14 protein-coding genes are annotated in these 14955 nt (G+C 37.5%); 6 read left to right on the forward strand and 8 right to left on the reverse strand.

The annotated features are described in order from the left end of the window. The first annotated feature begins 59 nt into the window (after window positions 1–59). Both KYH19_RS02735 and KYH19_RS02740 read left to right on the forward strand, forming a co-directional pair. A complete protein-coding gene (locus KYH19_RS02735) occupies window positions 60–1283 on the forward strand; it encodes an OmpP1/FadL family transporter (RefSeq protein WP_132394962.1) in 1224 nt (407 codons plus the stop codon). Window positions 1284–1295: 12 nt separating this feature from the next. Further along, window positions 1296–2600 carry a G-D-S-L family lipolytic protein gene (locus KYH19_RS02740; protein ID WP_193419912.1) on the forward strand — a complete coding sequence of 435 codons (1305 nt, stop codon included), beginning with the start codon at window positions 1296–1298 and terminating at the stop codon, window positions 2598–2600. Window positions 2601–2680: 80 nt separating this feature from the next. Here KYH19_RS02740 and KYH19_RS02745 read toward each other — a convergent pair whose 3' ends face one another. The 5 genes from KYH19_RS02745 to KYH19_RS02765 all read right to left on the reverse strand — a co-directional run bounded on the left by KYH19_RS02745 (window position 2681) and on the right by KYH19_RS02765 (window position 7691). After that, window positions 2681–3769 carry a matrixin family metalloprotease gene (locus tag KYH19_RS02745; protein ID WP_219077466.1) on the reverse strand — a complete coding sequence of 363 codons (1089 nt, stop codon included), beginning with the start codon at window positions 3767–3769 and terminating at the stop codon, window positions 2681–2683. Between the two features lie 105 nt (window positions 3770–3874). Then, a complete protein-coding gene (miaA, locus tag KYH19_RS02750) occupies window positions 3875–4792 on the reverse strand; it encodes a tRNA (adenosine(37)-N6)-dimethylallyltransferase MiaA (protein ID WP_219077467.1) in 918 nt (305 codons plus the stop codon). A gap of 71 nt (window positions 4793–4863) precedes the next feature. Beyond that, window positions 4864–5514, reverse strand: coding sequence for a hypothetical protein (locus KYH19_RS02755; RefSeq protein ID WP_132394959.1), 651 nt, complete (start codon window positions 5512–5514; stop codon window positions 4864–4866). A gap of 101 nt (window positions 5515–5615) precedes the next feature. Further along, window positions 5616–7022 (reverse strand): CCA tRNA nucleotidyltransferase, encoded by a 1407-nt coding sequence (locus KYH19_RS02760; RefSeq protein ID WP_219077468.1) that lies wholly within the window; start codon window positions 7020–7022, stop codon window positions 5616–5618. A gap of 102 nt (window positions 7023–7124) precedes the next feature. Beyond that, window positions 7125–7691 (reverse strand): L-threonylcarbamoyladenylate synthase, encoded by a 567-nt coding sequence (locus KYH19_RS02765; RefSeq protein ID WP_219077469.1) that lies wholly within the window; start codon window positions 7689–7691, stop codon window positions 7125–7127. A gap of 205 nt (window positions 7692–7896) precedes the next feature. Here KYH19_RS02765 and KYH19_RS02770 point away from each other — a divergent pair, with 205 nt between their 5' ends. Both KYH19_RS02770 and KYH19_RS02775 read left to right on the forward strand, forming a co-directional pair. Then, a complete protein-coding gene (locus KYH19_RS02770; protein WP_165902536.1) occupies window positions 7897–8448 on the forward strand; it encodes a DUF4136 domain-containing protein in 552 nt (183 codons plus the stop codon). A gap of 177 nt (window positions 8449–8625) precedes the next feature. After that, window positions 8626–9180, forward strand: a complete 555-nt coding sequence (locus KYH19_RS02775) for a DUF4136 domain-containing protein (RefSeq protein ID WP_132394955.1) — start codon at window positions 8626–8628, stop codon at window positions 9178–9180. A gap of 307 nt (window positions 9181–9487) precedes the next feature. Here the strand turns inward: KYH19_RS02775 and KYH19_RS02780 are convergent, their stop codons facing one another. Beyond that, window positions 9488–10597 carry a glycosyltransferase family 1 protein gene (locus KYH19_RS02780; protein ID WP_219077470.1) on the reverse strand — a complete coding sequence of 370 codons (1110 nt, stop codon included), beginning with the start codon at window positions 10595–10597 and terminating at the stop codon, window positions 9488–9490. Between the two features lie 78 nt (window positions 10598–10675). Continuing rightward, window positions 10676–11494: a 2,3,4,5-tetrahydropyridine-2,6-dicarboxylate N-succinyltransferase gene (locus tag KYH19_RS02785; protein WP_207908365.1), complete on the reverse strand. Its 819-nt coding sequence runs from the start codon at window positions 11492–11494 to the stop codon at window positions 10676–10678. 192 nt (window positions 11495–11686) lie between these two features. Here KYH19_RS02785 and KYH19_RS02790 point away from each other — a divergent pair, with 192 nt between their 5' ends. Beyond that, the gene (locus tag KYH19_RS02790) at window positions 11687–12085 is read left to right on the forward strand and encodes an RNA-binding S4 domain-containing protein (RefSeq protein ID WP_132394953.1); all 399 of its coding nucleotides are present in this window, start codon (window positions 11687–11689) and stop codon (window positions 12083–12085) included. Window positions 12086–12152: 67 nt separating this feature from the next. Here KYH19_RS02790 and KYH19_RS02795 read toward each other — a convergent pair whose 3' ends face one another. Next, complete coding sequence (locus KYH19_RS02795; RefSeq protein ID WP_132394952.1) at window positions 12153–12926, reverse strand: EcsC family protein; 774 nt, start codon at window positions 12924–12926, stop codon at window positions 12153–12155. A gap of 109 nt (window positions 12927–13035) precedes the next feature. Between KYH19_RS02795 and KYH19_RS02800 the strand changes: the two genes are divergently transcribed. Further along, window positions 13036–14949, forward strand: a complete 1914-nt coding sequence (locus KYH19_RS02800) for a TlpA disulfide reductase family protein (protein ID WP_219077471.1) — start codon at window positions 13036–13038, stop codon at window positions 14947–14949. Window positions 14950–14955 lie beyond the last annotated feature (6 nt).

Below are 14955 nucleotides of genomic sequence, written 5' to 3' on the forward strand. Positions count from 1 at the left end.
CAAACAAATATTTGTTTGCTATGCTAACATAGTATATATTTGTGTATAACCATTTATAAATGAAAAAATTTTTATTGAGCGCATTACTTTCTGCTCCACTTTGGGTTTTGGGGCAGGGTTTCCAGGTTAATTTACAAGGTCAGAAACAAATTGGTATGGCTGGTGCAGGTTCTGCATTGGCTTTAGATGAGGCTTCTGTATTTTATAATCCCGGTGCAGTAACTTTCTTAGAGAAAAACTCAGTTTCCGCAGGTGTAAACCCACTATTATTTAAATCAGCTTTTAAACAGAGCGGTTCGAATGTTACAGAAGATGTAAAAAACAAAATTGCTCCTCCTTTCGAGTTTTATGCGGTTTGGGGACCAAAATCAAACAAATGGAAGCTAGGCCTGGGGGTTTATACACCATTTGGTGGTTTGGTAGATTGGGGCGATAACTGGTCTGGTAAGTATGCACTAACCTCATTAAATTTAAAAGCCATTTATTTCCAACCTACTTTAAGTATTAAAATTACTGATCGTATTGGTATAGGGGCAGGCTTTGTTTATAACCATGGCGAAGTAAACCTTCAACGCGCACTTCCGGTAAATTATCCTGACGGACGTTCTGGTCATGTTACCTTAGATGGTACAGGAACAGGTTATGGATGGAATGCTGGTTTATACATTAAAACCTTAAGCAATATCTCGTTTGCTATCGTACATAAATCGAAAGTAATTACCAAACTGGATGGTGGTACTGCAGATTTTACAGTTCCGCAATCATTAGCAGGATCTTTTCCTGCTGGCAATACATTCAATGCCGAACTGCCTTTGCCTGCAACAACCAGTTTAGGTGTAGGTATTCCTTTATCGAAAAGTACGGTTTTAGCATTTGATGCAAGTTGGGTGCAGTGGCACATTTACAAAGAACTGGCTTTTGATTATGCAACAAATACTTCGGCATTAGCTGACACAAAATCAGCGCGTAACTATCATGATGGTTCATCATTTAAATTGGGTATCAATCACCAGGCATCAGAGAAATTGGCTTTAAGAGCGGGTGTAGGTTATGCTTTTTCTCCGGTTCAGGATGGTTATGTAACACCAGAAGCACCAGATGCTGATCGTTACATTTTAAGTGCAGGTTTAGGTTATACACCTACCCGCCATTTCGAAGTTAATGCATCGTTCTTTTTTGAAGATGTAAAATCGCGTAAACAGAAAAATATCGAAACAGGTTTGGATGGTACTTTTAAAACTTTGGTTTATGCACCAGGTCTTTCATTAACTTATAAATGGTAGGAGAAATTACAAATGAAAAAATATATATTAAATAGTTTCGTTGCTGCTGCCATTCTTTTTACCGCAGCCTGCAAACCAGAAATAGAAACACCTGCAGGCTCTACTGCCGGACAAGCTAATTTTAGCAAGTACATTGCCGTAGGCAACTCTTTAACTTCTGGCTTTGCCGATGGAGGCTTATATTTAGAAGGCCAAAAAGTAGCTTATCCAAATTTAATTGCAGCCAAAATGGCTTCAGTTGGTGGTGGAGCATTCACTTCTCCATTTTTTACTGACGCACAAGCTAATGGTTCTGGATATATTTCACTTACAGCTTTAGTAAATGGTGTCCCAACTTTAACTCCTGTTTTAGGTAATGGTTGGCGTAATTCGCCAACAAATAGTCGTTTATTTAAATATTCTGGCGAAATCCAAAATTTGGGTATTCCTGGTATGCGTGTCGATTTATCTTTCGACCCAACACTTACTTTTAGTGCCGCCAATCCATATTTCGAGCGTTTATTAACTGATGCACAAGTGGGTAAAACCAATTACTTTCAGTATATACAGGGCAGAAACCATACCTTTTTCTCGCTTTGGTTGGGAAATAATGATGTATTGGGGTATGCTTTAAATGGTGCAGTTACCGTTACAGGTGATCCAACTACTGTATTAACAGATAAAGTAACATTTTCATCATTGTATGCTAATTTTTTAAATGCATTAACTGCTGGTGGTCAGAAAGGTATCGTGGCAACTATTCCTGATGTAACTGCTGTTCCTTATTTTCATACGGTTACCGTAGCTGCTTTATTAAATGCTGCTAAAGCAATTAATCCTGCAGCGGCAGCTATTTATATTCAAACAGGAACGGGTGTGGTAAGGCCTGCAACTGCTGAAGATTTAATCCGTTTGCCGTTTCAATCAGAAGGCATATTTGGAAAACCAAATGGTTCTGGAATTCCTTATGGCTTACACCCCTTAAATCCGATAGAAAATAAATGGGTATTGGATAAAGATGAGGTAGTTAAGGTGAAGGACTATGTAAACAGTTATAACAGCAGTATTAAATCTTTAGCTACCAGCAAAGGCCTGGCCATTGCAGATACTTATGCTTATTTTAATCAGGTTAAAACTGGTATTAATGTTCAGGGTGTTGGTATCAACGCTTCATTTATTACGGGTGGCGCATTCTCTTTAGATGGTATTCACTTAACGCCTCGTGGAAATGCAGCAATTGCCAATGTATTTATTGATGCCATTAATGCTAAATACGGTTCTACTGTACCTTCTGTTGATATTACACAATATAGGGGAGTAAAATTCCCTGATAAATAATTTATACAATAAGAATGAGGTATCAGAAATTTTGAGATACCTCATTCTTACTATAGTATATTAATAGTTGAAAAACCTTTTTAGTTATGTATTGTAAACGGAGTAGATTTTATTGCAAGAATAGTATTACAATCATTCATGTTTGCTTGCATACGAACCTCTCCAATATATTGACCGTTTGTTCTGACTTTAAGCCTAGAAGTTCCTTGCCCACTTATTAAATCAACTCCTTGTGGTATTATCCATGTTATAGTTTGATAACGAAACGGAGGGAGAGCATTTTCATTATAACTAATACGCGGACCAGTTCCAAACATATTCCAGATATCAATCTCTACGGAATAAAATAACCAAAATTCTAATTCTGTTCCAACAGCTACAGATCCATAGCTAGGGGTCATTCCATGTTGGTATGTAGGGTCATTACCATATATAATTCTAGACCCTACAACATCATCAACACTCAGAGTTCTCATATTCAATCCAAAATAGTGAGGGGTCATCGTAGCATTTATGCATTCTGAATGGTCTAATCCGATAGTGTGCCCAAATTCATGTGCTGCGACAGAAGCTATATCTATAGTCCCAAACTCAGGACCAAGTGATGAAGCAGACCAGTTTTCATCATCATCAAAATGAATAACCCCACTGGTAGGATAAAAAGCATGTGCCAAAACTCCACCTCGGCCATCAAAGGCGTTATTGGCTCCGTCACCATGATCTCCTTTGTACCAGCCTATTTTGATGTCTGCATTATTGATAGAAGTTGTATAACCAATAGTTATGTTAATACCTGGAAGGAAATTTTCCTGAAACCATGCCCCTATACCTTTAAAGACTTCATCTTTGGCGACTTGTGGATTAATACTGCTAGGATTATTAATAAAAGTGATTAATAAACGATGGCCTCCAGGTTGAAAGATATTACCTTGGGCCACCCAAGATTTTAAAATGTCATTAAGAGTGTTATTTTCTGTAGTTGCTAGTTTTTGAACTATGCTAGAATGCGGCACACTTTCTAATGGTATCCAATCTTTAATAAACTTAATGTTTTTATAAATGTCAGGTTTCAATTCCTCCGTTGTGGTTTCATTCTTTTTACAAGACGAAACGAATAGACTTAAAAAAAAAGTCGCTAAAAGAGTACAAATGTAGTTTTTGTTTTTCATAATTAAATGTTTTTAAGTTTCCCTTACCAAACTTAAAAATTTAATTCATGATAATGTATGTATAACTACATTTTTGATAGTAAAAATTATAATTGTTTTGTAGTATTATATACTTCTATGTGTTATTGAAATTATGTAATTTGTGATTTGATCCTTTTCTTCTGGCTCAAACCAGTTAATCTCCTCATCTCTTCTAAACCAGGTAAGCTGGCGTTTAGCAAAGCGGCGGGTATTTTGTTTAATTGCCGAAGCAGCATTCTCAAGAGATAAATTTCCGTCCAGGTAATCGAAAATTTCACTATAACCTACCGTGTTTAAAGCATTGTATTTTTTAAATGGTATTAGCGATTTTACTTCATTTACTAAACCATCAGCAATCATTTGATCAACTCTTCTGTTAATTCTATCATAAAGTACAGCCCGATCAGTATTTAACCCAATTTTGATTATTTTAAACGGTCTTTCCTTTTTTGTAGCTGAAAGCATTGAAGAAAGTTTTTGACCAGTCGATAAATATACTTCCAAACCCCTGATCATTCTTTGTGGATTTTGCTGATCTACCTTTGCAAAATATTCGGGATCTAACTCGGCCAGTTGGTTTTGTATAACTGCTAAACCTTCTTCTTCAAACTGTTTGTTTAATTTTTCCCTGATCGATAAATCGATCTCGGGCATTTCATCTAAACCATTTATTAAAGCGTTTACATATAATCCAGAGCCCCCGACCATAATGGCGAGATCGTGCTTTTGGAAAATTTCTTCAAGTGTTTTTAAGCCTTCTACCTCAAAATCGCCCGTACTGAACAGCTGTGTTACAGTATGTGAATCGATAAAATGATGTTTTGCCGCTGCTAATTCCGCAGCGTTGGGCTTTGCCGTGCCAATGGCCATTTCCTTAAAAAACTGGCGTGAATCTGCAGAAATAATTTCTGTGCCAAAATGTTGAGCCAGTTGAATAGCCAGGGCTGTTTTGCCAATTGCAGTAGGACCAACTATGGATATTAAGGTTTTGGGTTGAGGCATGGGGTTTGTATAAAATAAAAGCTGCCAAATTTAAATATTTGGCAGCTTTTGTAATATTATTTTGTTGCTAATTAATAGTCGTCTTTATGGCTATCATCTTCGAAGTTATCACTATCAGAAAATTCATCTCCAAATTCATCTTCTTCACTTTCCTCATCTTCATCCCTTTCTTCCTCATTGATGCCCATTTCGCCCATGGCTTCTAATTCGTCGGTGTCTTCAGGCACAAAATTCATTTCATTTAAGAAATCAAATTCACCTGCAACTGCACTAACAGCTGCGCCAGGATCGGCAATGGGTGCATTGCTGCTTTCGAAAATTTTTGGTGCCTCACCACTACTTTTGGCTAAAAATGGGTATTCTATATTTGGATCGGCATCTAAAATTATTTTTACCAGTTCTACATGGAAATCATAAGGGCGATCGAAATTATAGATATAGTAAAACTTTTGATGTGGATCTTCAATAAAACCACTCAGTTTAGAATTCTCCATTAAAACTACACGGTCTTTTTTACGTTCGTTTGGTAAATAGGCAATTTCATCACCTTTTAACCAATTATCAGTGCTCACATAAAAAGAAGAAGATTTCTCGGCATTATAACCTGTAGATCTGTGAATAGCCTTGTGGAGGTCTTCAAATGTTTGGTTTGATTTAATGTCGATCTCTCTCACAACATCATCAAAATCTTCAAAAGTAATTCTAAATTTATAAATAGCCATTATTGTATTTTGGAATCGTAAAAATAAAGTTAATTTATAATTACCACAAATATGATGTGCCATAAAAAAGACACCATATTCATATTGTTACGGCAATTAAATTATTTATTAACAGGATTAAATCCCATTTGTTTTGCCTGATTGAGCATAAAATTAAACGCTTCCTGATAATCGTTTGTGATCTCACCTTCCAATATGGCTTCACGAATGGCATTTTTAATTATGCCGACTTCTTTGCCTGCATCAAGACCAAAAGTTTCCATAATATCGTTGCCAGAAATTGGAGGTTGCCAGTTTCTGATTTTATCGCGTTCTTCTACGTCCTTTAGCTTTTGTTTAACCAGTTCAAAGTTATTTCTATATTTTGTTTTTTTGTATTCGTTTTTTGTTGTTACATCGGCATTGCAGAGTAACATCAAGCTTTCAATTTCTTCTCCGGCATCAAAAAGTAAACGCCTTACGGCAGAGTCGGTAACAGTTTCCTGTGCCAGAACAATCGGGCGTAAATGAAGCTGTACCAATTTTTGCACATACTTCATTTTTTCATTTAAAGGAAGTTTTAGCTGTGCAAATATTTTCGGTACCATGCGTGCACCGCGGTCTTCGTGGCCATGAAACGTCCAGCCGTGGCCTTCTTCAAAACGTTTGGTAGCGGGTTTGGCTATATCGTGTAAAATAGCTGCCCAGCGTAACCATAAATCATCGGTATCTGCACAGATATTATCTAATACTTCCAGAGTATGGTAGAAATTGTCTTTATGTCCTTTTCCTTTAACAATCTCCACGCCATAAAGCTGTGCCATTTGGGGGAAAATGATCTGCAATAATCCGGTATCAAAAAGATGTTTAAAGCCTATCGACGGTTTTTTAGATAAGATGATTTTATTCATTTCATCCGTAATGCGTTCCTTTGATACAATACCGATGCGCTGTTTCTGAGTTTTAATGGCATTGAGCGCTGCCGGATCGATATCGAAATTAAGTTGTGAAGCGAAACGGATGGCCCGCATCATGCGCAATGGATCGTCTGAGAAAGTAATTTCCGGATCGAGCGGGGTACGGATCAGCTTATTTTCTAAATCTTTAATCCCATGAAAAGGATCTAAAAGTTCACCAAAATACTCAGCATTTAAATTGATTGCCAATGCATTGATGGTAAAATCCCTGCGGAGCTGGTCATCTTCTAAAGTGCCGTCTTCAACAATCGGTTTACGCGAATCCGATCGGTATGATTCTTTTCTCGCCCCTACAAATTCGACCTCTAAATCCTGATATTTGATGTTTGCCGTACCGAAGTTCTTAAATACAGCCACTTTTGTGTTTAATTTTCGACCTACGGCTTCTGCATATTCGATTCCACTACCTACAACAACTACGTCAATATCTTTTGAAGGGCGATTTAAAAACAGATCTCGCACAAATCCTCCGATTACATATGCTTCGGTTTTGCTCTTATCGGCAATTGTAGATAAGGTTTTAAATATTGGGTTTTGTAGGTGTTGTTGCATCAAGTTAGTTATTTTGTCACGCTGAGATAGAAAGCATCTGCGTGCTATGAAACAGATCCTTCGTGCCTCAGGATGACAATAAGAATTACAAAAGTAATAAAATTACTTGCGAATAAACTCAAACTGTCCACCAGCAGAAAGTTTCATAATGGTTGATGGCTTTTTGCTGGTTCGATTTTCTTGTTCGAAATCTACTACATAATCAACAGCATCGATAATTTCAGGATCAATGTCGTCAAAGAATTTTGGCGAAGGTTGTCCGCTTAAATTTGCAGAGGTTGAAACAATAGGTTTTCTAAAACGCTGGATTAATGGTGTGCAAAAATCGTGTTTAACAATCCTGATGCCTACACTGCCATCTGCATTGATTACATTTTCAGCCAGGTTTTTGGCATTCGAAAAAACGATGGTCAGCGGGTTTTCTGCATATTCGATCAGATCGTAAGCTACATCAGGTATTTCGGCAACATAACTTTGCAATTTGCTGTCTACATCCAATAGAACAATTAAGCTCTTTTCTGCCGGACGGTTTTTTATTTTAAGCACTTTATCCACGGCTTCAGGATTGGTGGCATCACAACCTATTCCCCAAATGGTGTCGGTAGGATAGAGGATCACCCCGCCCGATTTTAATACTTCAAAAGCTTTGTTAATCTCGTCTCTTAGCATTTTGCAAAGTTAATTTATTAAGAGGAAGTTAAATAATGTTAATGTGTATTTCCTGTGCTGTCAGATATTTCTATCTGACACTTGTAATATTGATAAAGGAATTTTTATGATCGTAACATATTCTTTATCTTTTATTTATAACGACTGATGTGTTTTAATGCGATAAACCTGTATTTTAGTAACAGGTTATTAAATAAAACATAAAATGAAACACACACTTAAATGGGGTATGCTGTTTACTATTGTAATGGCATTTACCAGTTGTATTACTGTGCTTACGGCATCAGATTACGACAAAAAGATCGATTTTTCTAAGTTAAAATCCTTTGCTTACTATGAAAAAGGAATTGAGCATTTAGAATTAAACAACCTCGACAAGCCCAGGATGTTAGATGCCCTTGAAACTGCCATGGCAAAAAAGGGCTTTACTAAAGCTGGCCGACCAGATTTTTTAGTTAATGTAGTGGTTTTGAGCAGCATTAATGCGAGGGCCGATTGGGGTTATAGCGGAGGCGGTTATCAATGGGATGCTGTTTCATCTTCGTACCAATGGAGAGATTCGCAATTCGGACCGCTCAACAGCAGCAAAGAATACCAATCCGGCACCATTATCATTGATTTTTTGAATCCCGAAACCAAAGCAATTATGTGGCACGGGGTAGGATCGGGCTTTAATTTTGATGATTATGAAAATAGAGAAGAAAGAATAAAACTGGCCGTAAAACAGATCTTATCGGAATACCCACCAATTTATTGATTCCTACGATTAATCCAATTGTAAAATATTTAGTCTGAGTGATATAACGTCAAAACATAATCGAATAGAAATCGTTTTACAGATAACAATCTGATTGTAAAAAATGTTAAATGAGTTGCCATTTGGTTTATAATATCGTTATATTTATGTCAGGTTATTTATACAAGAGCGCACAAAATGAGAACAGCACAAAAATTATTAATGCTTTTTACAGTAGTATTGGCATTAGCAGGATGTACATCACTCCGAACCGCATCAGATTATGATAAAAATGTTGATTTAAGCGGATACAAAACTTACAATTTTTACGATAAGGGGATTGCTAGGATTAAGCTTAACAATTTGGACAAGCGCAGATTAATGGCTGCGGTTGAATCTGAAATGAATGCAAAAGGATTTACAAAATCAGATCGCCCGGATTTGTTGGTTAACCTGGTTGTAGTTGCCCGGGAAAAAACTGATGTGTATGGCCCAGGTTACTATGGTGGCTGGGGATGGGGCTGGCGTGGCGGCTGGGGAAATCCTTTTTGGGGCGGCGGAACCTACGTAAATCAATATATTGACGGTACCATTGTCATCGATTTTCTGGATCCGGCTAAAAAGATTTTGTTCTGGCATGGACAGGGATCAGGTTTTAACCTCGATAACTTTAATAAAAGAGAACAACGTTTGTATACTGGTGTAAAAGAAATATTAGCACAATATCCACCAAATGTTACCGCTGCTAAATAAGTTGTAATATTAAATTAAGAACACAAGAGGGCCGTTGAATTTTAAATAAATTCCGGCCTTTTTTTGTGGTTTTATAGCTTTTATTTCTTAATTGTTACTACAGTCTCCCCCAATCTAAACCTGACATTCGCGGAAAGCCCGGAATCCGATCCTTCATCGGATGAGGACTTGCAGCATTGGCAGGACTAACATTTAACAGCAGCACTAACCTTGCTTTTCAAATATTAAAACTAAATTTTTGAAAATCGACCTGAATAAGTTACACATTCATTATGCGCTAAGCTATATGAACGGAATTTGAGGATTATTAAAGAGATAAGTAGCAATCCATTAACTGCTGCGTCACCAAATTGCTGTCGAATTTTTGAACAAATTCCAATCCTTTTTCTTTCATCTCTTTTTGCTGCTGAGGACTTTCCAGAATTTGATTAATGGCTTTTGCAAGTTCTTTAGCGTCATTTGGCGAAACGTATAAGCTATCTGGTCCGCCGGCTTCTTCTAAGCATGAGCCTGTAGCCGCAACCACCGGAACACCTGAATATAAGGCCTCTATAATGGGAATGCCAAAGCCCTCATAAAAGGAAGGATAAACAAAAATACTGGCCATCTGGTAAATGCCAGGCAGATCGGCAAAAGGAATGTTTTTTAAGAAGATGATCCTGTTTTTAAGACCAAGCTTTTCGATTTCTTTCTCTACAGTTTTAAAATAAGCCGTTTGTTTGCCTATTACCACAAGTTTATATTCCTCACTAACCTCTTTTAAAGCCTGTACAGCCAATTTAAGGTTCTTGCGTTCTTCGATGGTGCCAACGTTCAGTATGTATTTTTCAGGGAGTTTATAGGTTGCCTTAATGCGGCTTAAGGTTGGTGCAGCAAAAGCTGTTTTGAAACTATCATCGCAGCTTTGGTAAATCACCTCAATTTTTTCAGGACTGATCCCGTATAAATCTATGATGTCTTCTTTTGTTTTTTCGCTGATGGCGATAATTTTATTAGCACGTTTACAGGCCGATTTGCTTTTCCATTTGTATAATTTCCGGTCGATGAATTTATAGTATTGGGGGAAACGCAGAAAAATCAGATCATGTATAGTAACTATCGATTTAATCCTTGTATGCTGTATGGCTAATGGGATTTCATGACTCAGTCCGTGAAAAATCTGGCAGCCGTCCTGATTTAAATCTTTTAGGATATTTAAAGTTCTCCATAAAAAAGGGCCGTTTTTAGGGAGTTTAAGTTCGATGTTATCTTTTTCAAAAAATGCATCAATCTGTCTGGCCGCTTTTAATTTTGGAGCATAAACAAGATACTCGTGTTCGGGATACTGACTTGCCAAATGCTCAATTAAAGACCGGCTGTAATTGCCCAATCCGGTTAAATTATTGGCGGCGCGCTTGCCATCGTATCCAATCTTCATTAGAGGTGTAAGGTTCAAGGTAAAAGGTTTAAGGCTTTGGGTGTTACCTTACACCTTAAGCCCTATACCTTAAACCATTTATACTGCTACATTATTTTCTCTCAACGCGTCGTTAAGCGAAGTTTTTTTATCTGTACTTTCTTTACGTTTTCCGATAATTAATGCACAAGGCACCTGAAATTCGCCCGCAGGGAATTTTTTAGTGTAACTACCAGGAATTACTACTGAACGTGCAGGAACAACACCTTTGTATTCTACCGGAGTTGGGCCGGTAACATCAATAATTTTGGTTGACGCTGTTAATACCACATTGGCACCAAGAACTGCTTCTCTTTCTACTTTAACACCTTCTACAACAATCGCTCTCGAACCTAAAAAGGCATCATCTTCGATAATAACCGGAGCAGCTTGTACAGGCTCTAAAACACCACCAATCCCCACACCACCACTTAAGTGAACGCGTTTACCAATTTGTGCGCAAGAGCCAACAGTAGCCCAGGTATCAACCATGGTACCTTCATCAACATAAGCACCGATGTTTACGTACGATGGCATCATGATTACACCTTTTGCTAAAAATGAACCATAACGTGCACTTGCCATAGGCACCACACGTACACCAGTTGCTTTATAATCAGTTTTTAATTCCATTTTATCATGGTAAACAAACGGACCGCTTTTAATTTCCTTCATCTCACGGATCGGGAAATATAAAATTACCGCCTTTTTTACCCATTCATTAATGCCCCAAGAGTTTAAAACTGGTTCAGCAACACGAATTTCACCTTTATCTAAACCCTGAATTACGGTTTCGATGGCTTCGCAATAGTTGCTATATTGTAAAAGGGTTCTGTCTTCCCAAGCGGCTTCAATTAATTTCTTTAAATCTGAATACATGATGTTTTTAAATTTTACGCAAAATAAATCAATTTTTGTTTATTAAAGGGCTAATTGTTTAAATTGTTTGTAGATAGCTTAGTGCAAAGATTATCGAATTGTTCGATTGCTGGTCTTAACGGCTTTGAAAATGAGAATGATTTAACAATAAAGCAATAAAACAATTTAACAATTCTTTACTTTTGAGGCTTTATGACAGAGACAGAAAAACTTAGGATAGATAAATATTTATGGGCCATCAGGTTGTTTAAAACCCGGAGCCTTGCTACTGATGCCTGTAAAGCCGGAAGGGTGAAATTGAAAGGTCAGAATATTAAACCATCGGCCATTGTAAAAGTTGGTGATGTTTATCAGGTATCGAAAGGGGTCGAGAAGAAAATCATTGAAGTGGTAGAACTTTCGTACAACAGAACTGATTCGCCAACGGCCTTAACGAAATACAAAGATTTAACTCCAGTAGAAGAAACACATGCCTTTAAATCGATGTTCCATGCGCCAAGCTTAAAACGCGATAGGGGTACAGGACGTCCGACTAAGAAAGATCGTCGCGAAACAGATGACCTGATTGGAGGAATGTTTGAGGAAGAATAGTTAGTCCTCAGTCTTGAGTCCAAAGTCTGTAGTCTGTTTGATAACTATAGACTTCAGATTAAAACCATCAATTCCCTTTCTCCAGTCTGAAATCACTGATTGGCTCATGACTCAAGACTACGGACTGAAGACTAAAATACCTCATTCTATAACTCATTATAGCAGTTTTGCCCAGTTTTTCGATCAGTTTATAATTGGCAACTGCTCCTACCGCTGCGCCAACAAAAGGCAACATCTGGGCAAGTTTGGCCAAGTCGATATAATCGCGGTATTGCTGTTGAAAGGTAAGCCAATCAAATTCATCAATGTTAGTCGGTAACTGATGGGCTTTATCATCCCAGTTCTGCATTTTATAAAATATATTCTGGCTTTCTTCTTTGCTCGAAAAGGCCAGTTGAAAAATGTGTAATATATATAAACGCTCGCGGTAATCTTTAACATCGTATCCGTAAACCGCGGCAATATCAAAAAGCATCTTCATTTTAATGCCCAGCAATAAAGGGAAATCTGCCAGGCTCATTAAAAAACCACCAGCACCCGTAATCCCACCTTCTGCCGCTCCGGTTTTTTTGTAGGTGTCAATTTTTTGTTTTACCAACGCTTCCCGGTGCATTAAGGTTAAATCGGTAATGGGTTTCGAGGTTGTAAAGGTAGATCCTAAAAGAACCGCCTTAACCATTTGTTTAATCGCAGTGGTAATGGCATTGTGAACCTTGTCGGGAATATAGCTGTTTATTTTTTTCTGCACTTTATCCGTCACCTTACTCAAAAGCGAAGGTTTCTGCAAGGTTTTAAACTTCCAGAAATTTAGTTCACCACTTATTTTTTGTTCGTAGGTCATGTTTCAATGCTACAATAATTATTCCTTAAAATTTAACATAAAATAACTTTGAAGAATAAAGAATAAACTATATATTTAGTTACCTGAATATAAACTTAATCCTTTCATTATGAAAACCTTAAAATTGTTCTGTTCACTGGTGTTGGCTGCGGGAGTGGCTAATGCTCAAGGGGTAAAATTTTCAGCTGATCAACCTGCGGCAGGAAGTACCGTTAAATTTACCTACGATCCAAAAGGAACCAACCTGGAAAACCTGGCCGATGTAAAATGTAAGAGTTATACTTTTTTTTCGAAAACCAACCCAAAAGACACCAAGATTGAGCTGGTAAAAGAAGGGGCGATTTATAAAGGGGAAATTACTGCGCCGGATAGCGTTACCGTGGTTGGACTTGCTTTTTCGGTTGGCGATCAGAAAGATGAAGCGCCTGCGGGTTATGTACTTGAATTTACCAAAGGTGGAAAAGTGCCTGCTGAAGCCTATCTTAACGAAGCCTTTTTATACGGATTGGCCGGAAATTATTATCTCGGGCTTACCATTGATCCTGAAAAAGCAGTTAGTTTGTATAAACAGGCATTCGCCTTAAAGCCAGAGCTGAAAAAGAAAAACCTGCAACAATATCTTTCGTTGGAGTACAAAGCAGATAAAGATAAGGGAACAAAGCTCATCAACGAGAATATTTCGGCCTTATCTAAATTAAAAGAACCTAAAGAAGAAGATTTAAGCACTGTTATTGGGCTGTATTCATTGTTAAAGAAAAAAGCTCAGGCAGACTCGGTAAAAATAATTCTGTTGAAAAAATATCCGACAGGAAATTATGCCTGGGGAGATGATATGAATGCGCTATATGGTACAAAAGATTTTGGAACACAGGAGAAAAAAGCAGCAGACATGATTGCCAAATTTAAATTCGATGCCAGCAAAAAAGCAGATGCCGATAAGTTAAATTCAATTTATGGCATTTTGGCAAACGCAAGCATACAGGCAAAAAATGCCGATAAATTTGAACTTTATGCTGGTAAAGTAACTAATAAACAAAGCAAGGCAAATTTGTATAATTCTTTTGCCTGGCCATTGGCTGAGAAAAAAGAAAACCTGGAGCTAGCAACAGAACTCTCTAAAAAATCGCTCGATTTGATAGAAGAGGCTAAAAATGGTGAAGTACCAGTTTATTTTTCTTCAAAAGATGAGTACATAAAATCGCTTGATCGGGCTTACGCCATGTATGCCGATACCTATGCACTATTGCTGCATCATCAGGGTAATAACAAAGAAGCATTGGCTTATCAGGAAAAAGCTAAGGCTTATAATGATGCTAGTGGAAACGAACGGTACATCATGTATTTAAATTTAACGGGTAATAAGGATAAAGCCTATGCTGAAGCCGAAAAGATCATAAAAGAAGGGAAAGCCACTGACTCTTTGAAAACAATCTTCAAAACGCTTTACACTTCATTAAAGAAAGAAGGAACTTACGAAACCTATATTGCCAACTTAGAAAAAGCAGCACTTGAAAAAGAAAGAGCGGAGTGGGTCAAAAAAATGATCAATATCCCTGCGCCTGGGTTTTCTTTAACCAATCTTAAAGGGGAAAAGGTAAGCTTAGCAAGTTTAAAGGGGAAGATTGTGATTTTAGATTATTGGGCAACCTGGTGCGGCCCTTGTGTTGCTTCTTTTCCGGGGATGCAAAAAGCCATGGCTAAATATTCAGGTAACCCCAATGTGGTATTCTTGTTTGTAAACACCTGGCAAAATGAAGAAAATAGAGAAAAACTTGTTACCGATTTTATTGCCGAAAAGAAATATAATTTTAACGTGCTTTACGATACCAAAAATGCAAAAGACCCCTCAAAATTTGATGTGGTAAGTGCTTATAAAGTTGATGGAATCCCTACCAAATTTGTAATAGATGGTGATGGTAACATCAGGTTTAAAGCCGTTGGTTTCTCTGGCTCTGATGATGGTGTGGTGAAAGAAATAGATGCCATGGTCGGATTACTGGCTTCTAAAGAATCGAGTAAATAATGCCTC

The organism is Pedobacter sp. D749, assembly GCF_019317285.1.
In the GTDB taxonomy this organism is placed as follows: Bacteria; Bacteroidota; Bacteroidia; order Sphingobacteriales; family Sphingobacteriaceae; genus Pedobacter.